This window comes from Cyclobacteriaceae bacterium (assembly GCA_030584025.1).
Taxonomy (GTDB): domain Bacteria; phylum Bacteroidota; class Bacteroidia; order Cytophagales; family Cyclobacteriaceae; genus UBA2336.
The window spans coordinates 2791162-2817762 of sequence record CP129487.1; the positions used below are offsets into that span (position 1 = coordinate 2791162).

Annotated in this window: 21 protein-coding genes; 5 read left to right on the forward strand and 16 right to left on the reverse strand. The window is 43.9% G+C overall.

Annotated elements, in window-relative coordinates; genetic code table 11:
- Window positions 1-55 precede the first annotated feature (55 nt).
- The 3 genes from ygiD to QY309_12560 all read left to right on the forward strand — a co-directional run bounded on the left by ygiD (window position 56) and on the right by QY309_12560 (window position 1698).
- The gene (ygiD, locus tag QY309_12550; protein WKZ58696.1) at window positions 56-886 is read left to right on the forward strand and encodes a 4,5-DOPA dioxygenase extradiol; all 831 of its coding nucleotides are present in this window, start codon (window positions 56-58) and stop codon (window positions 884-886) included.
- A gap of 77 nt (window positions 887-963) precedes the next feature.
- A complete protein-coding gene (locus QY309_12555) occupies window positions 964-1269 on the forward strand; it encodes a phosphoribosylpyrophosphate synthetase (GenBank protein ID WKZ58697.1) in 306 nt (101 codons plus the stop codon).
- 36 nt (window positions 1270-1305) lie between these two features.
- Window positions 1306-1698 (forward strand): OsmC family protein, encoded by a 393-nt coding sequence (locus QY309_12560; GenBank protein ID WKZ58698.1) that lies wholly within the window; start codon window positions 1306-1308, stop codon window positions 1696-1698.
- Window positions 1699-1939: 241 nt separating this feature from the next.
- On the opposite strand, the gene QY309_12565 is transcribed toward QY309_12560, so the two are convergent.
- Both QY309_12565 and QY309_12570 read right to left on the reverse strand, forming a co-directional pair.
- The gene (locus tag QY309_12565) at window positions 1940-4750 is read right to left on the reverse strand and encodes a PD-(D/E)XK nuclease family protein (protein WKZ58699.1); all 2811 of its coding nucleotides are present in this window, start codon (window positions 4748-4750) and stop codon (window positions 1940-1942) included.
- A 144-nt stretch (window positions 4751-4894) separates the two neighbouring features.
- Complete coding sequence (locus QY309_12570; GenBank protein ID WKZ58700.1) at window positions 4895-8137, reverse strand: UvrD-helicase domain-containing protein; 3243 nt, start codon at window positions 8135-8137, stop codon at window positions 4895-4897.
- 118 nt (window positions 8138-8255) lie between these two features.
- Here QY309_12570 and QY309_12575 point away from each other — a divergent pair, with 118 nt between their 5' ends.
- Window positions 8256-10538, forward strand: a complete 2283-nt coding sequence (locus tag QY309_12575; protein WKZ58701.1) for a patatin-like phospholipase family protein — start codon at window positions 8256-8258, stop codon at window positions 10536-10538.
- 6 nt (window positions 10539-10544) lie between these two features.
- The gene (locus tag QY309_12580) at window positions 10545-11444 is read left to right on the forward strand and encodes a WYL domain-containing protein (GenBank protein WKZ58702.1); all 900 of its coding nucleotides are present in this window, start codon (window positions 10545-10547) and stop codon (window positions 11442-11444) included.
- 9 nt (window positions 11445-11453) lie between these two features.
- On the opposite strand, the gene QY309_12585 is transcribed toward QY309_12580, so the two are convergent.
- The 14 genes from QY309_12585 to QY309_12650 form a co-directional block, all read right to left on the reverse strand.
- Window positions 11454-12155, reverse strand: a complete 702-nt coding sequence (locus QY309_12585) for a VIT family protein (protein WKZ58703.1) — start codon at window positions 12153-12155, stop codon at window positions 11454-11456.
- An 18-nt stretch (window positions 12156-12173) separates the two neighbouring features.
- Window positions 12174-13313 carry an efflux RND transporter periplasmic adaptor subunit gene (locus tag QY309_12590; GenBank protein WKZ58704.1) on the reverse strand — a complete coding sequence of 380 codons (1140 nt, stop codon included), beginning with the start codon at window positions 13311-13313 and terminating at the stop codon, window positions 12174-12176.
- A 13-nt stretch (window positions 13314-13326) separates the two neighbouring features.
- Complete coding sequence (locus QY309_12595) at window positions 13327-17658, reverse strand: CusA/CzcA family heavy metal efflux RND transporter (GenBank protein ID WKZ58705.1); 4332 nt, start codon at window positions 17656-17658, stop codon at window positions 13327-13329.
- A 70-nt stretch (window positions 17659-17728) separates the two neighbouring features.
- Window positions 17729-19102, reverse strand: a complete 1374-nt coding sequence (locus tag QY309_12600; GenBank protein ID WKZ58706.1) for an ATP-binding protein — start codon at window positions 19100-19102, stop codon at window positions 17729-17731.
- Window positions 19099-19764 (reverse strand): response regulator transcription factor, encoded by a 666-nt coding sequence (locus tag QY309_12605; protein WKZ58707.1) that lies wholly within the window; start codon window positions 19762-19764, stop codon window positions 19099-19101. The genes QY309_12600 and QY309_12605 overlap by 4 nt, the downstream gene beginning before the upstream one ends.
- 73 nt (window positions 19765-19837) lie before the next feature.
- The gene (locus QY309_12610; GenBank protein ID WKZ58708.1) at window positions 19838-20239 is read right to left on the reverse strand and encodes a hypothetical protein; all 402 of its coding nucleotides are present in this window, start codon (window positions 20237-20239) and stop codon (window positions 19838-19840) included.
- A complete protein-coding gene (locus QY309_12615) occupies window positions 20236-20709 on the reverse strand; it encodes a flavodoxin domain-containing protein (protein WKZ58709.1) in 474 nt (157 codons plus the stop codon). Before QY309_12615 ends, QY309_12610 begins: the two co-directional genes overlap by 4 nt.
- 76 nt (window positions 20710-20785) lie before the next feature.
- On the reverse strand, window positions 20786-21157 hold the full coding sequence (locus tag QY309_12620; GenBank protein WKZ58710.1) for a VOC family protein: 372 nt from the start codon (window positions 21155-21157) through the stop codon (window positions 20786-20788).
- Window positions 21158-21159: 2 nt separating this feature from the next.
- Complete coding sequence (locus QY309_12625) at window positions 21160-22959, reverse strand: long-chain fatty acid--CoA ligase (GenBank protein WKZ58711.1); 1800 nt, start codon at window positions 22957-22959, stop codon at window positions 21160-21162.
- Window positions 22960-22961: 2 nt separating this feature from the next.
- Window positions 22962-23765: an alpha/beta fold hydrolase gene (locus QY309_12630; protein ID WKZ58712.1), complete on the reverse strand. Its 804-nt coding sequence runs from the start codon at window positions 23763-23765 to the stop codon at window positions 22962-22964.
- Between the two features lie 33 nt (window positions 23766-23798).
- Window positions 23799-24545 carry an alpha/beta hydrolase gene (locus tag QY309_12635; protein WKZ58713.1) on the reverse strand — a complete coding sequence of 249 codons (747 nt, stop codon included), beginning with the start codon at window positions 24543-24545 and terminating at the stop codon, window positions 23799-23801.
- A gap of 87 nt (window positions 24546-24632) precedes the next feature.
- Complete coding sequence (locus tag QY309_12640) at window positions 24633-25022, reverse strand: VOC family protein (GenBank protein ID WKZ58714.1); 390 nt, start codon at window positions 25020-25022, stop codon at window positions 24633-24635.
- A 7-nt stretch (window positions 25023-25029) separates the two neighbouring features.
- A complete protein-coding gene (locus QY309_12645) occupies window positions 25030-26043 on the reverse strand; it encodes a glycosyltransferase family 2 protein (GenBank protein ID WKZ58715.1) in 1014 nt (337 codons plus the stop codon).
- Window positions 26044-26598, reverse strand: a complete 555-nt coding sequence (locus QY309_12650; protein ID WKZ58716.1) for a DUF4199 domain-containing protein — start codon at window positions 26596-26598, stop codon at window positions 26044-26046.
- Window positions 26599-26601: the final 3 nt, after the last annotated feature.

Sequence of the window (26601 nt, forward strand, 5' to 3'; positions counted from 1 at the left end):
GAATAGGAAAACATTTTTAAAATCACTGGCACTGTTGCCATTAGCCGGATCAACTATGCGATTACAAGATTTGAATAAAATGACACAACCCTTTAGCAGTACCGAAAAAATGCCGGTGCTGTTTTTGGGACATGGCAGTCCGATGAATGCCATTGAAGAAAATGAATTCGTTGCCGGGTTCAGAAACATAGCCAGGGAAATACCCAAGCCACAAGCCATCCTGTGTGTTTCGGCTCATTGGGAAACGCGGGGAACATTTGTTACGGCCATGGAAAATCCCATTACCATTCATGACTTTGGCGGTTTCCCAAAAGCGTTATTTGAGGTACAATATCCGGCACCTGGAAGTCCGGAACTGGCAAAGCAAACGAAAAGCATCATTCAAAAAACAGAAGTACACCTGGATGATAAGTGGGGGTTGGATCATGGTGCATGGAGTGTAATCAAACACCTGTATCCGAACGCAGATATTCCGGTTATTCAATTAAGTCTGGATTACTATCAAACACCTCAATACCACTATGAGCTTGCCAAAGAACTGGCTTCGTTACGTGAAAAGGGTGTATTGATTATTGGTAGTGGCAACATGGTTCACAACCTCAGCAAAGTTTCGTGGCAACACCTGGATAAGGTGTATGCCTATGATTGGGCTTTGGAAGCAAACGATAAAATGAAGCAATTCATTTTGAATGATGACCACAAAGCGCTCATTAACTATACCTCGCATGGTAAAGCGTACAACTTAGCCGTTCCATCGCCCGAGCATTACCTGCCGTTACTGTACACCCTGGCTCTAAAAGATAAAGGGGATACCGTGAGCTTGTTTAATGACAAACCCGTGGCGGGCGCATTGACCATGACTTCGGTAAAGATTGATACGCAATAAAAGGAAAGCACAGACTGCACACAAGTAAATTGCTGCCATCAAGTAGTGGCGTATGTATAACTCTAAAAGAAAGAACCATGAAAAAACATTATATAAGTCTATCAGAAGCTACAAACGATTTGAAGGCCAGAGGTTATAGCTATGATTTCAATCTCAAGCCAACGTGTATTGAATGTCCGGCTGTACACCTGCAAATCAGTCCGGAAAAATTTACGGTAGATGAATTCTATCGGTTCGAAGGCATGTCGAGTACGGATGACAACAGCATTGTTTTTGCCATTACTTCTGATCAGGGAATTAAAGGCGTGTTGGTTGACGCATACGGTGTGTATGCCAGCAGCTTAAATGAGGCCATGATTAAGAAATTAGCGATCAGGAGGTAAAGACAAAGACATAACCGTAAACTTAAATCAATCAACATGACTAAAATATCATCACGCATCAAAACCGATAATTATAGAATCGAAATCAAATCACCTACCGGTAATGTAGTTATTGCCGATGAGCCTGTGGAAAAAGGCGGAAAGGATACCGGGTTTTCTCCCAAAGAATTATTGGCTGCCGCATTAGCTGCCTGTACCAGTGCTACAGTGCGCATGTATGCCGACCGAAAGCAGTGGCCTTTGAATGAGGTAACGATTGACGTTGATCTGGTGCAAGACGAAAAAGGCAGTAAAACGGTGATCAACAGAAAAATTCATTTCGCTGGTAATCTGGATGAAGAACAAAAGAAAAGACTTCTGGCAGTTGCCAATGCTTGTCCGGTTCATAAAATCCTTAGCAGTCCCGTAGAAATAAACACCACGATGTAATTCGATAGCCTCGGCCGTAAGGTCGGGACTATCGAAATGACGTCCCCCTACAGGGCTCGAGCAGTTGAATTTAAAAGTGATAATCACATACTATTTTCCTGATGGGCTCACAGCTCCGTAGGAGCGGCATCTTGTTGGATTAGTATTCTAATTAATAACGTGTCGACTGCGCCTTTTCAATGAAATGCGCCATTCATGGCGACACGCAGGCACACCCGGTGATCAACAAAAATCCATAACCTCACCTATAACATATCCGCTTGTACGGGCAATACGTACAGTTATCAATTTCTTCTGTTTGATCAAATACGGTATCCGGATTAAAGAGTTCTTCCAGCAGTTCGCGTAGCCTTGCTTCAAACTCGGGCAAAACACCTTGCACATCCCGTAGATTTTCTCTATTCATTTTTAATCCAAACTCGGCCTCATCATCAAACAGGTTTGTGCTGTTGAGCAGACCGGGGATTACCCGCATGCCCGATGTATTTTTTGTTTTTGTATAAAGCCAGGCATACATCAGGGTTTGAAAGGCAGCTTTGTTTCGCTTTCCTTCACGCGCATACAAGGAGGCAATGGAATCAAAATCAAGCTTGTCGCGGCCGGTTTTGTAATCTACAATACGCAGTACATCTTCCTTCCGGTCAACACGATCAATCTTACCGCCTAACAGCACACGGCCTGCAGGTGCGCTGATGGAAAACGTATATTCCATATTCTGCTCCACACCCTCCACCGTAAAAGGTGCATGCTTTTTATCGTGTTCCAGTATCTTGTCAATGAAACGTTTCACCACTTCACTCACCAAAATCAGCTGCCCTTCGTACTCCACCGACTCGTTGGGGTTGAGGTTGTATGTGTTTATCACTTCCTGATCGAGCAAGGACTGAATGAATTTCTCCTGTTTTTCCAGGTCCTGAGCTTCAATACGAGTTGATCCCTTCTGCGCTACCAGTTTCTGGTAAAACGCCTCCATCACATTATGCACAAAATTACCCAACACCCGTGCATCCATGTCCTCTTCAATTTCATCGGCCTCTTTTATTTTCGCTACATGCCGGAAATAAAACCTGAGCCTGCATTCGATGTAGGTATTCAACGCGGATGGCGATAAGCCGCTGAACTTTCGATACTCGTTCTGCTCACTCAACTTTTCCAAAGCCTCCAATACGGCTTTGTCTTTTTTAATCACAATGGGTTTTACCTCGTTTACATCCAAGGCATTGTGCAAGGCGTGGTGTTGAAACTTCTTGCCGCTCTCAAACATCAGTTGCTGCAGGTAGCGGCTCATTTCGCCCTGACCGAGAATATCCGTTTCAGTATTATAAAAAAGACTTACATTTTCTGCCCGTTGAATGACACGATAGAAAAGATACGCATACATGGCATCCTGGTGCTGCAGCGTAGGCAAGGTATATGCCCTGCGGATATTATATGGAATATATGAACCCTTGCTTCCACCCGATGGCAATGATCCCTCATTTAAGGAGAGGATATATACGTTTTTAAAATCGAGGTTACGGGTTTCGAGCATACCCATAAGTTGCAACCCCTGAAGCGGCTCACCACTGAAGGGTATGCGCACCGTGCGCACATATTGCCTGAAAAACCGAAGAAAGGAACGCAGGTCGGAGTATTGATTGCCCAATACCTCTTCCATTCGATTCAGGCATTTGAGCATTTGAAAAATATATTCTTTATCGAATGCGTAAAGGCTGTCTAAACTACCCAATAAAGTCAGGCACGTTTTCAAATAGTGTGTTATGCTGCTTACATCGGCCACAACGAACATCACACGATGTAACTCCGATTCGGAGGCCAGAAAATTTTTCGGCACCGATACCCAGTTGTGCTTCAGCATCTCTTTGCGTTTACTTTGCGCAACTTTTGAATCTGCCGAAACGGTAAATGGGTGATTCAACAGCGACAATACCGGACGGTGATGAAAATATTCATCTTTTCGGCTGATCTGCAATTCGATCAGCAACTCCACAAAATTAAAAATGGGCGTAGCGCTTAGGGAGAAACCCATGGTAACGTTCAATTTCTCCACGCTATCGGAAACACTGTGCAAAGCAGGCAACAACAACTTTTCATCCGGCAACACAACCAAGGTTTCTTCTGGCAACGCACCAGCTTCCAGGTTTTTGCGCAATTCCTGCCCCATCAGTTTGGCTTGCCCCACCGGTTGAGCCGCGCCATACAGTTTGATATTCTTTTCCCTTCGGAAGTTAGCTGGTACTTGAGCCTCAAAGGTTTTACCCAATACCTTGTGCTTCTGGTATTCCCGAAAAAATTCTCCCGCTTCCTGTACGACATTGTTTAAGTAGTATTCATCTACATCCCAATATACCGAAGCTCCGCCTTCAACCGCATGCGCTATTATGACCTCCTCTGCTTTTGTCAGGGCATTAAAACCGATAAATATTTCGTGCCCCGTTCGCAGGATTTGACCCTGTAAAATTTTCTCTGCCACCTCACGGTGTACCATGCCTTCAAAGGCAAGTTCTTCCTTTACCAACAGTGTGCGATAAGTGGTGTATACATCATAGAGATGTTTCCATACATCCAGGAATTTCTTTCTGTTTTCGGTTTGGTATTCATCAAAATTCCCCCAGAAATCCAGCAGGAATTTTTTCTGCTCATCGGTCAGGTAATCGAAGCTGGCATCGAGCTCTTTCTGATGACTGAGGTCACGAAAAAGCATTTCAGCATTCACCAGGTATTTGTCAATCTCCTCAAAATCGCGCAGCAACATTTCACCCCAGTAGTAAAAGCGATCGAATGACTCGTTTGATTTTACAGTCTCGGTGTAGGCTTTATATAACCGATGCACCAACTCCAGCTTATCCGGAACCTGCAACGTTGAATAGCTTTTAATGTACTCTTCAATGGTGAGCATAGTTGGTGCGAATGCAGGCTTTTTCAGCAGCGTTCCCAAATGTTTCCTGAAAAACAATATTGCCCTGCGGTTTGGAAACACCAAGGTCACCTCTTCCAGCCTGGAATGGCTAGCGAATATTTTTTGCGCGGTTTCCAAAAGAAAGGGCGTCATATTAATTTTCTATCAGATTGAATTCTTAAAAATTTATCAATAGCGTGTTATAGAAATGAGCTACGTGAACCACATAGAAACATAGGACACATAGTTTTGAAGTAAAATTTCTTTGTGGCTCTATGTACCTATGTGGTTCAAACATCACAACCCAAGTTCCAACTGACTATCATCTTTCTTCTTTACCGTCTTCACTTTCCCAGCTCTCACCTCCACAACTTCACCCGTGCGCACATACAACACATACCCTTCTACTTCGGTAAAATTCATGTTTCTCAGAATATCCATATACGCCAACACCTGATGATGATCTGCTTTTGAAGGAGTACCCGTTTTAAAATCAATAACAATAGCTTTGTTATCCTTTATCAACAGCCTGTCAAAGCGACTCTCCTCACCACCCGGTAAAATCACGGGTACCTCTGTGCGTATATCCCAACCTGCTGCAAACCATGATGAAATCAATGGATCACCTAATAGCTGCTCAAGTTCTGCTTTCACTTGTGCATGTTCCGCTGTAGTCAATAACCCTTCGTGTATCGCACGCTGAAGGGCAGCATCAATATCCTGACTGGTGTGGATGTACGACAATACACTGTGCACATGAATACCGTATTTTACTTTTTCATCTACATCGGCATTAAAGTAGGTTTTACCCGCTTGTCGGATAACGAGCTTATCACGCCAACGCGAAACAGGATACTGTTTGAGTGGTATGGGCTTTATTTCCTCATCAACTGTTTCAGGTGTTGATGAAACTTCCAGGGTTCCTGTTTGCCACCGTTGACCGGCCTTATCCCAGTATTTCGCCATTGTTTCATTTTCACCAATACAGTATTGTAGTAAACCACTTACATCCGATACTTTCTTAACTTCCTTTTTAAACGGAGCAAAAATCTTCAACCCAATTTCAGCGCGGGTAAGCGCCACATACAGGATGTTGACATTGTCCAGAAATATTTGTGTACGCTCCTGACGATAGTAAGCATCAAAAACCGTGTCGGTAAGCGTTTTGCTGTATTTCACTGATAGGTAACCTGCATCTTTAAACATGGGTGTATCCGCCTGTACCCATAAGTTAGGCTGTTTAAAGCCCTGGTGATCCAACGCCCACGAGCAAAACGGAATGATTACATACTTGAATTGAAGGCCTTTTGATTTGTGGATGGTGAGAATTTCTGCTGCATCGATGGAGCCTGAAGTTTTAACCGATGTTTTCTCAGAATCCTTGTTGTCCTCCCACCACTCCAGAAAAGCCTGTAGGTCGTTTCGTTCGCGTGCATAGAAATTCAGCACCAAATCCTGAAAGGCCTGTATGTACGCAAGTTCCTTTTCTTGTTCTGTAAGCTTGAAAATGCGGATCAACATTTCCGTCATTTCAAACAAAGGCAGCTTTCTCAATGAAAGCTTTTGCTGGGTAAAATCCTGCGGAAGGAAACTTTCAAATACCGTTTCGTTGGCTACAGAAAAAACATCCGATAACGCCATGCCCGATTGGTGGATGCGGGCAAATTCGTACGCCAGTTCTGCCCGTGCCACCACATCCAGGTGGTTGTGCAGGTAGCGCATGGCCGCGAGGATAAGGTTGACGGAAGCCGCACCATCAATACGCAACGATTCATTGGAGATGACATCGTACTTACAGGTTGATTTTGCTTCTGCTGAATTTTTGTAGTTCAGCAAATGTGCCACCAACTCCTGCCCTTCGCCATTGGTTCGCACCAAAATGGCAATGTCTTTCAACTTCACGCCTGCCTCTTGCCAGTCTTCCAGTGTTTTTACCAGCTGTTCTTTCGCTACTTCTTTCCACTTCTGCTCTTTCTCATCTTCAATAAACTGAATATCCACAAAGCCAGCATGCGCCTTCCTGGTTTTTTGATCTACATCCGCGTAAGCGCTTGCCGCCAATTGGGTTCCTGTTTCCTGCGAAACAAATTGGGCAGCCGTTTTAAAAAGTTGATTGTTAAATGAAATAATATTGGCAGCACTGCGGTAATTATCCGAAAGGTTTACATGGGCAACCCGATCATTACCGATCTGTTGCTCCAATTTTTCCTGCAGCAACGTGAGATCGCCTCCGCGCCAGCGATAGATGGCCTGCTTCACGTCACCTACAATCACGTTCCGGTTATTGCTGCTTAAACTCTCATTAATGAGCGGTACAAAATTTCGCCATTGTAAGTTGGAGGTATCTTGAAATTCATCAATAAGGTAATTCTTAAAGAATGAGCCGGTTTTCTCATAAATAAAAGGCGCATCACTGTCGCCAATCAGTTCCTGCAAAAACTGTGGCGCATCCGCCAGCAGCATCATGTTATTCTCTGATTTGTATTCCTGCAACTTTTTCGAAATATCTGCCATCAGGCCAAAAGCATAGAAATTCTCCAACACTACTTCAGCTGATAGCGCGCGTGAATAATGTTTCTCCCTATAGTCCAGAATTTCCAGCATCAAGGGCAGCAGATGCGTTGATGCCAGTTTAAACACTTCATTTTTCCGATTAGTTTTTAACGCTGGCCAGTTATTCGCATCTGCCAAATCGCGTGTAACCTGAACACCGGGTTCTTTAAATTCCTTAACTTTTGATAAGTCGGTCAGGTTTTTAAAAAACTTATACCCTGCACCACCTTGATATTTAAAGTCAGATGAATCCAACCCCTCCGCTTCAATAAGTTGAAAACCCTTTTTGGCTAAAGTCTGAACATGATTAACGAATGACCCGGTTGTTTTTCCCAACTCGGCAAGCAAGTCTTTCAAAAATTTACGGTCACTCGTTTTTTTATTGAAATCCCGTTCGATGAGTTTGAAATCTTCCTTCAGAATCTCATTGGAAAAATCGATCAAGCCTCTGCGCACATCCCACGGTTTGTCGTTTTCCAGGTTTTTGATTGACAGATCAACTAACCAACGCTTCAGGTCTTTATCCTCACCAATTTCATCAATCAGGTTATTCACCACTTCCTCCAACACCGCCTCATTGTCCACCTCAAGTCGGTAATCACCCGACAATCCAGCTTCGCGAGTAAACGAGCGGATCACTTTCTGAAAAAAAGCATCAATGGTACTGATGGAGAACTGGGAGTACTGATGCAGAATGAGCGAACGCAATTCGTTGCAGTTCTCCTTAAACTCCACATCACTCTGTCTTAATTCTTGCTTTAGTTCCTGCGCAAGCGAATTTTCACGCCCCTCCACAAAATCGTTCAGGTAACGCACTATGCGCTCCTTCATTTCCTGGGTGGCTTTGTTGGTAAAGGTTACCGCCAGAACATGCCTGAAATAACCCGACTTGTGCTTTAAGGCCAGTTTCAGGTATTCCTTCGCCAGGGTTCGGGTTTTACCGCTCCCCGCTGAGCTTCTGTAGATAACTAAGGGTTTTTCCGCCACGGTTTTGAATTACGTGAATGATGGCAAAAAAGAAAAATAGATTGACAATTTCTGTCTGTTATTCCTTTTTTTATCTTGTAAGGAAGTAGGTTGCGAAGAATTTGCACTGAAAAGACCCATGCGCAGACTGTATCATTTTTTAACCGCTATCTGGTATTCATTTCCCCTTCAGTTGCTGTTTAACAACCTGAGAAGAAATCACGTGTTGATATTGTGCTGGATCATCTTGTTTGCCATGATTACCGGCAACTTTGGGCAATACCTGGGCATTCCCTACCTGTTTCTCGACCCCGAATACCTCAACAAGGTGAACTTCACCAGCTTTTTTATCATCGGTATTTCGTTGGCAGGATTTACGGTGGCGTTTCACATCACCGGCTACATTTCGGATGGACACCGCTTTTCATTTGTCGGGGCGCTATCCCGACCGTTCACCAAGTTCGCGCTGAACAATAGCATCATTCCGGTTCTGTTTCTCATCATCTACATTTATTACATACTCAGTTTCCAAACGGACAACCAGTACCTTTCAACCAAACAACTTTTCTGGAACATGGCTGGGTTGATAACCGGCTTTGCACTGATGACGCTTATCTTCTTCATTTATTTCTGGCTCACCAACAAAGATATTTTCAAATACGTGGTGTGCCGCATTGATGAAAAGATCAAACAAAATGTGCAGGTAACGCGTGCCAGTGCCATGAAAAAACTGGACATCGCGCGCAAGCGTCAGGTACGCGTGGATTATTACCTCGATTACGACCTGCGCATAAAAAAAGTTGATGACAGTGGTTTTTACGATCGCAACACGATTATTCAGGTGTTTGATCAAAATCACTTGAACCTGGTGATTATTGAATTATTCATTGTTGCGCTTGTATTGGTGCTCGGATTATTCAAAGACTACCCCACTTTTCAGATACCCGCTGCTGCCAGTGCGGTAATCTTTCTTACCATTTTTGTGATGCTTTCGGGCGCGTTTAGTTATTGGTTTGGCGGATGGTCAGCCACTACGGCTATTATAATTTTTCTGATTGTAAACACCCTTGCCGGAAAGGATTTCTTTTCAAAACCCTATGAAGCCTTCGGTCTGGACTACATCAAACAACCTGTTCCGTATTCGCATCAGCATTTAAAAGATTTGAACTCACCCGATCAGATTGAACACGACCGTGAACATTCCCTGATGATGCTTGAAAACTGGCGCGCCAAGTTTCCGGAAGATCAGAAACCAAAGATGATTTTTCTCTGCGTAAGCGGTGGCGGAAAACGGGCAGCGCTGTGGACACTAACTGCATTACAGATTGCCGATAGCCTGACAGGCGGAGAACTCTTCAATAAAAGCATTATGATTTCAGGCGCTTCTGGCGGATTGATTGGGGCCAGCTTTTTCCGCGAATTGAAATTACGCGAGCAATTGGGTGAGTCTGTCAATCCGTACGCAATCCGTCATCGAAAAAGTCTTTCATCCGATAACCTGAATCCGTTAATCTTCAGTCTGCTGGCGAACGATTTGTTTGTTGGGTTTAACAAATTTGAATATGCGGGCAACTACTACCACCGCGATCGCGGATACACGTTTGAGGAACAACTCAATACCATTACGGAAAAGTTAATGGACAAACCCGTGTCCGCTTACGTGGAACCCGAACAAAAAGCCATGATTCCCATGCTGGTGATGTCTCCTACCATTATTAATGATGGGCGCAAACTGTACATTGCCGCGCAACCTTTATCGTACATGAATTCGGTGATGATCGCCTATCCGGATTATGACCTTTCAAAACTAGCCGGCATTGATTACCAACTCTTATTCAACAATCATGGCGCAGGTCACTTGCGGTTTTTATCTGCCTTGCGGATGAGTGCTACGTTTCCGTATATCACACCCAACACCACACTTCCCACTGAGCCCTCCATCCAAATCATGGATGCGGGCATCTCGGATAACTTTGGCATTTCCGATGCCGTGCGCTTTCTCTATGCATTTAAAGATTGGATTGCCGAAAACACATCGGGCGTGATTGTACTTTCCATCCGCGACTCTCCTAAGCTTGGGCAAATTGTGGAACGGAAAAGTCAGACAATATTGGATGCGATGACACAACCCATCAGTACGGTATACAACAACTTTGAAAATTTTCAGGACATCGGCAATGATACCTACATTGGTTTTGCCAAAACCTGGTTCCCCCGACCGATTGAGCGGATCGATTTGCAATACCAGCTTGAATCGTATGCACCAATTCTTAGCCAAATGGATAGCCTAAGACAAAACAATGCACGCGCATCATTGAGCTGGCGATTGACCACAAGGGAGAAACAAAGTGTGGTGGATAATATCCAATCACCCAACAACCGCACGCAACTTGAAAAACTGAAACAACTGCTGGACGAATAAGGATTCATGATACCACAGGCTAAAATTCTCCGTGTATTCCAACTGATTGGTTTATTAAAAGGTGGTGGCCGCACCATTGAGCAGTTAGCACAACAACTCGACACCACCAGCCGTACCATCTACCGGTACTTCAAATTGCTGGAAGAGATCGGCTTTATTATCGATCAGGATTTTCATGGCCGGTATTTTGTTCATCGGGAAGAAGGAGAAAGTCCGGAAGACAGGTTTACCCTTGAAGAAGTAACCATTTTACGGCAGTTGATTCAAAGTGGTGCAAGCGGGCATCCCTTGCGGGGAACGTTGTTGAAAAAGTTAGCTTTTCATTCAGAAGCGAAAGATGTACCCGAACAGTTTTTAAAACTGCGCGTAGCGAAGATGTTTCGCACTTTATCGGAAGCCGTTGAAAACAAAAAACAGGTCGTGTTGAAAAATTACCATTCGGCCAATAGCCAGGAAATAACCGACAGGTTGGTAGAGCCCTTTCAGTTTGGTGAAGGCTTTCAATCAGTTCAAGCATTGGATACTAAAGACAAACAATGCAAATTCTTTAAACTGGAACGTATTGGCGATGTAGTGATTCTGGACAAGCCATACAAATACAGCAAGCTGCACAAAAAATCAAGCACCGATATTTTTGGCATCAGCGGAAGGAAGGAAATATGGATAATCTTACGGTTGAGTTTACGTGCCTATGTATTGTTGCGCGAAGAGTTTCCGCTGTCGCAACCCTACCTCGAAAAAGAAGCGGGTGAAGAAATTAAAAGTTATATTTTTAACGGGCCGGTGCTTCACTTCAAAGGTGTTGGTCGATTTGTAATGGGTTTAGCTGATGAAATTACCGTTCTTGGTCCGCCTGAGTTTAAGGCATACATTAAAGATAAAATCAAACAGCAGAAATTGGTTTAATTTTTAGAGTCAAACGTTGACACCAAAAATATAACCAACCAATCCGGACAAGCCCATGGCAATGGTTCCCCAGATCACAATTCGGATTACCGCTTTGCCCATATTTGAACCACCGGTTTTTGCTGAGACTGCCCCGAGTATAATCAGCGATACAATCGTGAACCCGTAAAGAAAATACTCCATCGTAGCAACTGGAGCAAATAGTGTTACCAACAAAGGTAAAATTCCACCTGCTGTAAATGCTGCCCCAGATGCAAACGCAGCCTGAATCGGTTTTGCCTGACTGACCTCATTAATTCCCAATTCATCACGAATGTGTGCACCCAGTGCATCTGCTTCGGTTAATTCTTTGGCTACCTGCATTGCCGTTTCCTTTTTCAATCCCCTTCTTTCATAGATTTCAGCCAATAATTTCAGCTCTACGTCAGGCATCGTTTTGAGTTCTTCTTTTTCCCGTTCAATATCCGCTCGTTCAATATCAGTTTGTGAACTTACCGATACATACTCACCTGCTGCCATCGACAATGCACCAGCAACCAGGCCAGCTACCGTTGCCAATAAAATTGGGTCTCTTGTTGTACTTGCAGCTGCCATACCAATAGCCAGACTTGAGATTGAAATAATGCCATCGTTTGCTCCCAAAACTGCTGCACGCAACCAGTTGCTTCGGTGTATGTAATGACTGTCTAAATAGTTATCAATAGTAATCATCGTACTTATCTCATTATATCACTCCACAACAAGATTAAATGCTCCTTTTGTAAGAAACTTAGTATTTGCTTTAATGTCAGAAGCATTCACAACTTCAGTCCATTCATTGTTGAATTGCCCCGTAGCAACTTCTATACGTTGAAATCGAAATTTATCCGGTGTTTCCTCCAGCAACATAAGCGCATACTTTACATCATCAACCGATACAACAGCTTCTGTTGGAAGCACCGGTCGCTCTACACTGGCTACTTCAACAATGGCTTCTAAATACATACCCGGTAACAGGTTTGGAATATTTTTCTCATCGTGAATATGACCATGAATACTCACCGTACGCGTACCCGTTTCAATGGTTTTGCCTACCAGATAAACCTCACCATCATACCACGTATCAGATCCTGCTGTTCGGAATGAAAACTTCTGACCTTTCCGAATATCGACTACATCCTTTTCAAATACCTGAAGCTCTGCGTGCATGTGATCGGTATCCACTAACTCAACGGCCACTTCATCGGGTGAAACGGAAACACCTAACGAAATATTCACTTTGGAAACGTAACCGCTAATCGGTGCATACACATGAACGACTGAAGCAATCATACCAGCCTCCAGCGATTTGATGTTTACGTTCAGCATGTTGAGTTTTTGTTCAAGCCCTTGAACGCGTGCCTGCGCCACTCTGTAATCCGATTCAGCTTTCAGGAAATTCTTCTGCGAAGCAATATTTTCATCCGCCAGCGCTTTTTGTCGCTCGTAATCCGATTGCAGGTACTTGAGTTGTGCCCGGTTTTCGAGGTACTCCTGCTGAAGTTGGATAAACTCAGGATTTTCCAACGTGAACAAAACTTTTCTTTTTGCAACCCGATCACCAGGTAAAATGGTTACAGACTTAACAAAACCACCCAGCTTCACACTCACCGATGCCTTTTGGTCAGGTGGAACATCAATGTATCCATTTGCCTTTATCTGACGGGCAAATGTTTTTGTCTCAATTGTACCCAACTGCATTTGAGCTGCCTCAAATTGAGCGCGGGTAATGGTGAGTTCATCCGTATGCGGATTGGCGCTGATGTCAAGCGCTTCTGCAGATTCATTTTCCTTGCTTCCACAGGAAACAATCAGGGCACTCAGCACTAATAAAAAAATATATTGTTTCATAAGATTTTAAAGATCAATTCATCAGGTAGTTTAACTCAATTACAGTTGTGTTATACAGACGCAGGTTGTTTAGGTAATTCATGCGGATTTGCATGGCCTGATCCAACGCCTGCACATATTGAAGAAAGTTTATCTCTCCGCTCACAAACGACTTCCGGGCAGTGATCAGGGTTTCATCCGCCAGCAACTTTCCGGAAGTATTGTAGAAATCAATTGCTTGTTGATACTTATCACGTTCGCGTAGCAAGCGTTCATGTGCTGTTGTTAGCGCACTTCGGTAATCAGTTGCCAATTGTTCGGTGCGTAACACATTCAGTTGTGCCGACTTGATATTGGCCCGTTGCGCACCAAACCAGAGGGGTATACCTAAACCAACATTTACGCCTTGATAAAGTTTATCATTCTCTGCCGCATTCCGGCCTTGAAAGTACGTGAGGTGAATGTCGGGCAATAATTTATTTCTTTCCAACTGACTATTAAACTCAGCATATTGTTTTAATTGTTTGTAATACAACAAACCCGGATGATTTTGAACTTCAACATCACCCGAAGTTACGGGCATCAAGGTTGTTTCATTGATCACAATGGATTCATCGGTTTGAAGCCAACGTTTTAAGCTTGCATAAGCAGCCTCAATTGATGCCTGCGTTTGATTAACCTGAAGCTGCGCCTCTTGCTTTTTAGTATCAGCAGTTAGTTTTTCCAGGTAATTGGTCTCTCCAAGTTGATACCTGCGTGCCGCTGCGCGGGCAAAATCAGTGTAAACGCTATCGAGTGAAATATAATAGCGTTGAAGGTTTTGCCAATACACCACTTCGTAATACGCTTTCGATACTTCCTGTACCAGCTTCCGACTATCCAGCTCAAACTGCTTTTCCTGAACTTCGTATGCACCCTTTAATGCCTGACGTTGTTTCCCATACACGGTCGGAAATGTAAATTGTTGTTGAACGCCCCAAACCTGCAACGCTTCACCAACAGGCGGAAGGTTATTTTCATCCAAATTGTAATACACCACAGGCCGCTCAAGCGAATACCCGGTTTTAATAAGGGCTTTGGATTGCTCAACGGATAAGGATGAAGATTTTAATCCCGCATTATTTTCTGTGGCAATGGCAATGGCTTCCTGTATAGAAAGTGAGCGCGGTTGTTGTGCTAATGCAGGAACGGAAAAGATAAGGAACGCAACAACCAGCATGGTAATCTTACCACCCGGCTTGCGATTAAATGCAATTCGTTTCGAATCAAAGAGTGCATACAAAACCGGTAAAACAATAAGTGTGAGCAACGTGGCCGATACCAACCCACCAATAACCACAGTGGCCAACGGGCGTTGCACTTCTGCACCTGCATTGGTAGAAATGGCCATGGGCAAAAATCCCAATGCTGCGGCCGATGCCGTTAAGAGTACCGGTCTTAAGCGTTCGCGGGTTCCTCGGATAATGCGTTCTTTCATATCGTGTAGACCATCATGTTTTAATTCCTTGAAGTGTTCAATCAGCACTATACCATTCAAAACAGCAATTCCAAACAATGCAATAAATCCCACACCTGCCGAAATGCTGAACGGCATATCACGAATCCAAAGCAACAACACACCACCTACAGCCGACAGGGGAATAGCACTGTAAATCATAAGTGCATCTTTAACTGAGTTGAATGCAAAGTAGAGCATGAAGAAAATCAGCACCAGCGCTACGGGCACAGCAATCAGTAATCGGGCACGGGCACTACGAAGATTCTCAAACTGACCGCCATACGTTACGCTATAACCGGTGGGCAGTTTGATATTCTGGTCAATGAGTAATTGTACATCTTTCACTACCGATTCAAGATCGCGGCCACGCACATTAATACCTACCACAATTCTGCGCCTGGTATCATCGCGCGAAATTTTAGCTGGACCTTTGGCATAATCAATCTCGGCCAGTTCGCGCAACGGAATCTGTCCGCCACCGGGAAGTGGCACATACAGGTCGCGCAGATTTTCAATATCGGAACGCGAACTTTGCGCAAAGCGAATTACCAGATCAAATCGCTTTTCATCTTCAAAAATGCTGCCGGCAGCAAGCCCGGCAAACCCGGCTGATACCAATGTGTTGAGGTCGGCCACGTTTAATCCATACTTGGCAATAAGAGCGCGGTTATACTTTACATTCATTTGAGGTAAACCCTCCACTTTCTCTACAATGATATCAGAAGCACCTTCCACATCGCGGATTAAGCGTTCAATTTCTTTTGCCTTGCTGGCGAGAACTGATAAATCTTCTCCAAAAATCTTAATGGCCAGATCGGCTCGTACCCCGGTAATCAATTCATTGAAGCGCATTTCAATGGGTTGTGTAAACTCATATTCGATACCGGGCAATACACTCAATGCATCTTTGAATTTATCTGCAAGTTCATCCTTGTCAGATGCGGTTGTCCATTCCTTTCTTGGCTTGAGTTTAATGATCACGTCTGTTTCTTCCATCGACATCGGGTCGGTGGGAATTTCGGCTGCGCCAATGCGGGTTACCACTTTATCTACCTCCGGAAACTGAAGCAGAATTTTTTCCATTTCCGTAATCAGGTCAATGGTTTTGCTTAACGTGGTTCCTGTTTTCAATACCGGCTGAATCACAAAATCACCTTCATCAAGTGTAGGCACAAACTCACCGCCCATGCTTTTGAATAAGATACCAGTGCCCACCAACATGGCGAGGGCTATTCCCAATACAATTTTTTTCTGATTCAATGCCCACAATAATGCCGGTTGATGGAGTCGCTCAACCCAGCCCATCAATCGCTTTGAAAAAGTTTGCCTGCCTTCAGGTGCTGGTTTTAGGAAGAGCGCTGAAACCACCGGAACGTATGTAAAACACATAATGATGGCGCCAATCAAGGCGAAAGAAAAAGTAAGCGCCATTGGCTTGAACATTTTTCCTTCAACACCGGATAATGAAAGAATGGGGATAAACACCAACACGATAATCAACTGTCCGAACAGGGCCGATTGCATCATTTTGGTAGCTCCGCCAATGGTAATCTTATCTTTAACATGTTGAATTTCATTTTTTGGTAAGCCAACCAATTTGCCCTGCTGTGCGGTAATCTGAAACGCAATAAATTCTACAATAATTACTGCCCCATCGATGATGATACCGAAGTCGATAGCCCCAAGGCTCATCAGGTTGGCATCCACACCAAACAGGTACATCATACTCAAAGCAAATAAAAGTGAGAGTGGAATGATGGAGGCCACTACCAATCCCGAACGGAAATTGCCCAGTAATAGCACCACCACGAACACCACAATCAAGCAACCGAGTACCAGGTTCTCTGTGATCGTAAATGTTGTTCGGGCAATCAGTTCGCTGCGGTCAACAATCGGGTTAATAAATACACCTTCCGGCAATGTCTTTTCAATTTGCGCTATGCGTTCTTTTACTTTCTCAATCACCAATCCTGAATTGGCATCTTTGAGCATCATAATCTGGCCCATTACTTTTTCGCCCTGACCATTTGCGGTAATCGCACCAAAACGAATGGCGTGACCAAAGCCTACCGTTGCCACATCCTTCACCAACACTGGCACACCCTGGCGCACTGTAACCACCATGTTCCCGATATCCTCCAGGGATTTTGCAAGGCCTTCCCCCCGGATGAAGTAACTTTCATTTGTCTTTTCAATGTACCCGCCACCGGCCACGCTGTTGTTGGTTTGCATCGCACGATAAACATCGTGCACGGTTAAATTCATGGACCGTAATCGCTCGGGTGTTACCGCTACTTCATACTCCTTCAAAAATCCACCCCAGGTATTTACTTCCACCACTCCATAAATGCCGGAGAGTTGCCTGCGCACCACCCAATCCTGTAGTGTGCGCAAATCGGTTAATGAATATTTCGATTCATAGCCTGGTTTTACATCTAATACATACTGATAAATTTCACCAAGACCTGTGGTGATAGGTCCCATGGTTGGCGTGCCAAAACCCTGCGGAATTTTTTCAGAAGCTATTTTTATTTTTTCAGCGATAAGCTGACGCGGCAGGTACGTACCCATGTTATCGTTGAACACAATGGTTACCACCGACAATCCGAATTTTGAAATGGATCGGATCTCCTGAACTCCCGGCAGGTTTGCCATCTCCAGCTCGACCGGATACGTAATGAATTGCTCAATCTCTTCGGTAGCGAGATTTCGTGAAACGGTAATTACCTGTACCTGGTTATTGGTGATGTCGGGCACTGCACCTATGGGAATATTGAAGAGTGAATACGTACCAAAGCCCACCATGATGGCGGTGAATAGCAGTACAATCAGTTTATGACGAACACTAAAGGAAATGATTTTTTCCACACGCAATAATTTTGCTGTGAAGGTAAACCGACATGCCTTAATGTATACTTAGGCTTTTCTTAAGATTAGCTTAAGGGAAACGAAGCGTAAAGGAGGATCCTTTGTTCAACTCGCTGGACACGGTAATTTCAATACCCAATTGATCGCAGGCTTTTTGTACCAACGATAAGCCGAGGCCGGTTCCTTTGATCGATTTGTATTCCAGGGCTGCAGATCGGTAAAACGGCTGAAAAATACGATGCAGATCTTCTTCGCGAATACCAATTCCTGAATCACGGACGGAGAGGGTTAATGCGGGTTGCTCTTCTACTACAACCTGAACGCTATGATCATGCGAGGAATATTTAACCGCGTTCGATAATAAATTATCCAGAATCACTTCCAACAATCCCGGATCGGTTTGAAGCACTACAGCATCCGCGCACTGAATATCAACCTGAACGCCATTGTCTGACCATGTTTTCTTTTGGCGGTGGATCAGATCAGACAAGAAATGTTTTAGTACTACCGGTTCCTTAACCGGTGATTTACCGGGATGATCAAATCGCGCCAATGCGAGCAATTGCTCAACGATAAGGTGCATGCGATCGATCTCCTTAATGCTCAAGGCAATTTTCTCAACGTATTCCTCAGAAGTTCTGGGCTTTCGCAACAACACCTCAAGGGTACCACGCAACACAGAAAGTGGCGTTCGTAATTCATGCGAGGCATCCGCTGTAAATTGCTTTTCACGCTCCATAGCTGATTCAATACGCGCCAGCAACTGGTTAATTGATGAGGTGAGCTGAAAAAGTTCATCGCGCTGATCGGGCAAGGGAATGCGTTCGTTCAGATTGCTTTCCGTAATGCGATTGGTGGTTTGTAAAATCGTGGTAACCGGTTGAATGCTTTTGCCCGCGAGCCATCGCGTAACGCCAAACAAAATCAGCAATACAATTGGATAAAGTACCAACAACCATCGTTGTAAAGTCATAACTAATTGATGCGCGTTTTCGCTGGAAACGGCCGTTACAATATAGCCCACAACCTGGCCACGGTCGAGTATCGGTATTTGACGCTGACGAACACGCTTGCCATTAAGTATATGATTTTGATCTACCGGCCCTGTAACACCTAATTGAAAAATAAGCGTACCTTCTTTGAGATTCGGTGAACGATCCTGCACATTACCCTGTGCATCGGTAAGCTGAATAAAAATCGGGTTCACTTCCACTTCGCGGTGTTCACGTTCCTGCATTTCGGTCTTGTTGATGAACTTCATCCGCCCTCCTTCAATCATAATTTCCTTTTCGTGTCTTACCGCTTCATAGTTCAGGGTATACTCCAGATCGGCATACACCTGATCACGCACCATAAAAAAGATAAAGGCAAACACCAATGCTACCAGCACAGCAGTTGCGGTAAGAAAAAATAAGGCTATTCGATTTTTATATGATATGCTCATTTTTCTTTAGCGATATACCCCACCCCGCGTATGGTCTGAATGTAATCTTCCTCGCGATGGATATTTAACTTTTTACGAAGCGCATTGATGTACACATCAATCACACCCGAATCGTGGTCAGCATCATGTCCCCACACGGCATCCAGAATGCGGTTTCGCTTGCATACTTTTCCTTTGTTTCGAAGCAGAAATTCCAACAGCGAAAATTCTTTTTGCGTTAGCGACACTTCTGCACCATTGTTCATCACTTTATGCGTTTCAACGTTTAATGAAACCGGACCAAGCGTAAACTCAGGCGATATTGAAGTTGATCTGAGTTGCACACGAATGCGCTCAAGCAACTCTTCAAAATGAAAAGGCTTTCGAATGTAATCGTTGGCTCCTGCCTGCAACCCATAAATCGCATCCTGAACGGTATCGCGGGCGGTGAGGAAAATAATAGGGGTGGTTTTGTTTTCCTTTCGGTAAGTCTTGCACAGTTCAATGCCCGTAAGACCGGGCAGCATCCAATCGGCCAGCAATAAATCGTAATGTTCGGATAATGCTTTCTCTAATCCGGCATTTCCATCGTGCGCCAGTTCAACCTCAAAGCCCTCCTCTTCAAGCCCTTGCTTCAAAAAGCTGGTTATACCCACTTCATCTTCAATTACAAGAATGCGCATACAGCAAAATTAAGCATAAACACCTTAGGAGAAACTTTACCCAAGCTTAAGATTGGCTTAAGACATTGGCTGCTCAGGTAATGATATCTTGCTTCCGAAGCAGTAAGCCGGAAACCACAAGCAAAAGTCCGGCTGATACAAAGATCACATGCAGGTAATTTACCGTTTGGATCATAATGGCCTGAACGACAATCCAACCGATCAGTATTAATCCCATAAGGATTACTAAAAAAGAATATCGGGTAACCTGCCGAACAACGAGGTAAGCACTGACCAGGCTGAATAGACCGATAACCGTAAACAGCACAATACCCGGTATTAAGAAATCAGTAAAGGGCGAGTACTCCAACAAGCCTGTCGTCATCCCCAGCGATGAACCATCCGGTGACGTAATCAGCATCCATCCGCCAAAGCAAGCTGAGATTCCGGTAAAGATCAAAATAAGCACTGCCAATATGTGGGCCGACTTTCTCATTGCATAGCCTTGGCAAATTTTTCAATGGCTTCATAATCGATTGCCGACCTGGATTTATTCTCCTTCGCAATCATGCGTGTCATAAACCTTTCCAAAAAGTTCATCTTTTCGAAAAGCAATTCACCGCCAAAAAGGCCATGTGCTGTAGCATGTGTTCGCAACTCGGCCGAATAGGCGTTTTCAAATTCCTGTTGTGCTAATTCCTTATTCATAAAGCACAGGAATAGCCCTAATCGCTTTTGAAGTAATTGATCTTTGTGAGATTCGCAAAACCGCTTTACTTTCCCTTGAATCTGGCCTACATGAATGGATCCCCCTACAATTACACACGCATAAGGCGATAAATCAGGATCACTCACCTCATTCAGGTTCACTACTGTGGTTTCTCCCTCACCTAACAATGAAAGCAAATGGTCAACAACTTTCTTTGTTGTACCATGGTGCGTCATGTACACAATAAGCGTTTTCATATGCGGTGAACTTACTGCACCACCTTACAGAAAACCATGATGCACATCACTACCACATACTGATTCCTGTCAGAAATTAGGCATGTACCTGGCACGCTTCAAGTACATTGCCATCGGGGTCAAAGAAAGTGAAGTAGGTAACAGCATGATCGGTTATGATATCACTTACCCGAACACCCCGTTTTTGCAAAGCTGAGTGGGCCTCAACAGCACTCAGGATTCTGAAAATGGGATAAGATGCTGTTTTACGATTGACCTCAATTTTTGAATCGGTCTGCCACAAGGTTATGCTGGTTGGACTTCCAGTATCCATTACCGCGAGTTTCAGTATCGGATCATCCCAAACCGGGGTTAGCTCCAGTTTCTCCTCATACCATTTTTTAGAGAAGCTATAATCAGTAACACGAACAATTACGGTATCAATGCCCTGAAGAATTTTTGATTGCATAGCTAAGCGTACATTTTATCTATTTCCTTTTGATAGTGTTCAACGAGTAATCTGCGAACAGGTTTTAACGTGGTGGTAAGCTCACCCGATTCAACAGTCCAGTCCTGGTGGCAAAGGACAAAATCGCGAATGCGTTGATATCCCGGAAGGGATTCATTCAGTTCATCGACTTCTTGTTGATAACGGGCCCTTACGCGTATGTTATACACCATAAATTGCGGGGCCGTCCAGTGGATGTGTTCCTGCTCACACCAGGTTTGAAGTAACTCAAAATTCGGAACGATTAAAGCTGTTACAAAAGGTTTCTGAAAACCAATAATCAGGCAACGCTGTATCAAGGGCGATTGCATAAAATGATTTTGTAACGGGCGCGGAGCAATGTATTTGCCCGTGGATGTTTTGAAAATATCCTTCTTACGATCGGTGATTTGTAAAAATCTTCCACTTATAAGTTTTCCAACATCACCCGTGCGGAACCAACCCTCATCTGTAAATACTTCGTGGTTCAGTTCGGGGCGTTTGAAATAGCCCAGCATTACATTCTCACCTTTTACGAGAATCTCCCCTTCTCCCTCTTCATTGGGTTGATCTATTTTAATATCTACACCCGGTATAGCCGGGCCGACCGTACCAAATTTATTTTGTCCCGGCTCAAACCGATTTACTGAAATGAATGGAGCCGTCTCGGTCATACCATACCCTTCCACCACAAAAATTCCGGCTGCAGAAAAGAGTTTACCGATCTCGGGTTGTAAAGAAGCTGCGCCTACCACCATGTATCGTATCCGTCCACCCAACTTCTTTCGCCACAGGCGAAGTACCAGTATGCGCGCTATAAAAAGCTTCATTCGAAAAACAGGCGCTAAACCGCCTGACCTGAACTGCCTACCGACCTGCATGGACCATCGGATAAGCTTTCCTTTCCACCAGTTTTGCTTCATACTTTGCTCTACCATGAAGTCGTACATTTTTTCCAGCACACGTGGTACGCTGGTGCAAAAGTGCGGCCTCACAGTGGCAAAATCATGGGTAAACGTATCCTTATTCTGATTAAAGTAGATCGAAACTCCAAACACGAGATAGGCGTAACAGGCTACCCGCTCAAAGATGTGACTGAACGGCAAAAAACTGATTACACGCTGACCAGCCTCCAATGGCAACAACGTAATAATCGATTTAATACTGCTCACTACATTTTGATGTGAAAGCATAACACCTTTTGGCACACCCGAGCTTCCTGATGTATACAGAATAGTGAGCATATCTGTTGGCAAAATGCTGTTCCGTACCTCACTCAGCTTTTCCCTCCATTCAGCAGTCGCTTTATCCAATCCGATAGGCTTAAAATAATTTTTCTCCGAACGATCGAGGTGACGTACATCCAACACATAACCACCCGTTGTTGCTACCGAAGAAAATTTATAATACAATGCCACATCAGCACAAATACACATACGCGATTCCGTTTCGCTGATGATCAGGCTGATCTCATCTTCGCGGGATGTTGGATGCACGGGCACTACAATCAATCCTGCCTGCTGGCAGGCAAAATCAACAATCATCCACTCCGGTGATCCATTAACCGGAACTATCAGTATGCGATCGCCTTTTTGAAAGCCCTGTTCGAGAAACCAGCACGCCAGTACCTCGGCCCGCTTTTCAAGTTCATCTATACTTAGGCTCCGCCAGGCTCCATTAACAAATCCGTTTAATGCTCTTGCATTTGGATATTTACTCCTTTGGTACGAGACTATATCAAAGATGCGCGTAAAGTCGTCCGAAGATTTGCGTAACACTTCCATGATTACGTTTTATTCGGTTTCACATACAGGATCTCGTAGAGCCTTTCAAAGAACTCCGGATAGTCGGGTAGGTTATTATGGCGTGCACCTTCTATGGCGTGCAGGATAACTTTATCGGGATGCAGGTTTTTAAGTTTAACACTTTGTGAGAATGAAATGAGGCGATCGTTCGTTCCATGGATAATGTGAACCGGGCATTCCACTTTTTTTAAATACTGATCGGTCCGGATGTCGTACCGCAGTAGCCAGCGTAACGGAATAAAAAACAAATACCGGTTCACGTTATAAAAAAAACTGAAGTACGGTGAATCCAGAATCAGCAAGCGAGGCTTATTCCACGAAGCAATGCGTGCGGCCACGCCACTCCCCCACGACCGGCCATACAATACAATGGATTGTTCCGGATAACTGGCCGATAGCCATTTGTATATAAACTGGGCATCGTTGAATACACGCGTTTGGGTTCGTTTACCCCGGCTCTTGCCAAACCCACGGTAATCGAACATAAAAAAATCGTACCCATTGCTCAGAAAATCCTTGGCAAATTTTCCCCAACCCTTCAGGCTTTTTGAGTTTCCTTTCAGGTAATACACAACGCCCAATGCGTTGGGAACCTTGAAGTGTATGGCATTAATGCGCCCGCCATCTTCCATTTCAAAATCCAGTTCTTCAAACGGAAAGGGGTACTTATATTCAAAAGCTCCAGATAAAATTTCAGGCCGGAAAAAACCAAAATGCTGAAAGAAATAGAAGGCCAGGCAAATACCCAGGTAGATCAGTATGATAACAATCAGAACAGCCTCCATGAATTACCAAGTTAAAAAATAAACAGTGGATTGTTACCACAGGTGGCGTGCGAGCGCCTGATGAAACTCCGGATATTCATTCAGGTTGTGATGCCCTGCCCCTTCGATAATAATGAATTCATCACCGGCCTTAAGTAAAGGTTTGAGCTTTTCAGCAGAAGAGAGGGGAACAATCCAATCGTCCGTTCCGTGGATGATTAGCACAGGGGCTTTAACGTTTTTCAGATGTTCTTTATTTGAAAATACAAATCGTTTTGGAGCCAGACGAATGATTGGATAAAAAACGGGATGAGCCACATTTCCGATTTCATCGAAAGGTGTTTCTAAAATCAATTTATAGGGTTTTGCTTCCGATGCCAGTTGGGAGGCAACCGCAGCGCCTAATGAACGACCATAAATTACCAATCGATCATATTCAATATGTTGACTTGTCCATTCTAACAGTTCGCGGGCATCTTCATATAATAACTCTTCAGTTGGGTCACCTCCACTTTTGCCATACCCCCGGTAATCCATCATCAGCACATCGTAACCAAGTTTTGTAAAGTCAGTGGCATAGGTACCCCAACGCGAAAGGTTATCGGCATTTCCGTGGAAATAAAGAATGAGCCCTTTGGAATCGATGGTGGATTTAAAATGAAGCGCGTTCAAAACAACACCATCCGACATGGTGATGAAATGTTCTTGAAATACATTGTTAAACGTGTAGTTGAAGTTTCTTTCAAGCGAAGTACCTTGAAAAATAAATTTATCCTGAAGAAAATAAAACGACAACCCCACAACGATGTAGGTTAACACCAGAAAAAAGAGGACTCGGGAAATTTTCTTGATGAGGCGCAATCGCGTGTATTTGGTTCAGTAAATTTATCAGGCTGGCTGAATTAAATCCCCAAGGTTTCCATATAGATCAGAAAAAACAGCAACTGTGCCATATTCCTCAACCGAGGGCCCGCGTACAATGAGTACATTGTTTCGCTTCAGGTTTTCATAATCCCGGTAAAAGTCATCGGTATGCAGAAAAAGAAATACCCGCCCACCGGTTTGATTTCCCACGCGACTCATTTGTTCATCAGAAGAGGCTTTTGCCAGCAAAATGGCGCAACCCGTTGAACCCGGTGGTGCCACACGAACCCAACGCTTGGTTTCAGAGAGTGGTGTGTCTTCTATTAATTTGAAATTCAATTTTTCAGTATAGAACTTGATGGCCTTGTCGTAGTCATCGACTACCAATGAAATAGCGGCAAGTTCTTGTTTCATGAATTTTCTACTGATTGGCCACCAACTTCATTTTTGAACCCGCAGGAAGTTCATCGACACCGGCTTTGTCAATTACGAGGTAATTTTTCTTCGATACAGACTGACGGGTAATCAACTCAGCCAGAAAGCCGGTAACAAAAAGTTGAACACCAACAATAAGCGCAACCAACGCGAGGTAAAAACCAGGCTGTTGGGTGATTTCACGCTTAAGCGGAATATGTGAAAAATAAATGGAATCGATCTTGTCCCAGATCATCTTGGTTGTAAAGATAAATCCGGCCAGAAAAGACAACGAACCTAATGTTCCGAAAAAGTGCATCGGCCGTAAGGCAAAGCGCCCCACAAACATGATCGTAATCAAATCCAGAAACCCGCGCACAAAACGTTCAAGTCCGAATTTGGTGTGCCCGTACTTGCGTTCACGATGCTCCACCACCTTCTCTCCAATTTTCTTAAAACCTGCCCATTTGGCAATTACCGGAATGTAGCGATGCATTTCACCGTATACAGAAATATTTTTTACCACCGCTTTATCGTACGCTTTCAAACCGCAATTGAAATCGTGCAGTTTAATGCCCGACATAACCCGGGTAACGTAATTGAAAAACCGTGAAGGGATAGTTTTTGAAATCGGATCGTTGCGCTTTTTCTTCCAACCCGAAACAAGGTGAAAACCTTCTTTTCGGATCATGTCGTACAGAGCCGGAATTTCATCCGGGCTATCCTGCAAGTCGGCATCCATGGTAATAACCACATCACCTTGCACGGTTTGAAAGGCAGTGTGCAGTGCGGCCGATTTTCCGTAGTTCCGATTAAATTTAACTCCTTTGAAGGAAGGATTGCTTGTGCTGATCTCCTGGATTTTTTTCCATGAATTGTCGGTGCTGCCATCATCTACAAACAGCACTTCATAAGAATAGCCGTGCGCTTTCATCACACGGCTAATCCAATCACTTAATTCCTGGAGCGATTCTTCCTCGTCCAGTACAGGAATGACTATTGATATTTGCAGATTGCTCATTTACATCATTTCCGGCTGGTTTTTCTTAACAATAAGGCCGGTAATCAGCGACAATATAGCATACCAGATCAACGTAAAAAAGTAGCTTTTAACTAAGCCGAATGGAGCAAAGTTTTTTGGTTGCTCCTCTCTCATCTGGTCAATTGCCTGATCAATTGAATCTTGAGGAGCGCCAAATTTCTCCATCATAGCTTCAGTGTTCGATATTATCGCATCTGTAAGGTTCTGAGGAAGATCTGGGTCAATAACTGTGAATAATAAAATACTAAATGCAGTAGATATTGCCGCAGCAACAGCAAACATGATAAAGCCATGAATATAAGCCTTACCAAAAGCTAAGTATCCACCAACTTCATTTCGATAATTTATACCGCCATAAATCACAAATCCAAAGCCTACGACTAAGGATATAATAAGAAAAGTAAATCCAGCAAAAAGTGTAAAATCAATTGCATAAATCAACATTGAAATTACAATGCTTACTGCACCGTAGATAGCTCCCCATTTTGCTGCATGATTAAATGGAGATGTTGGAACTGTTGCATTTTCTTCCATAAC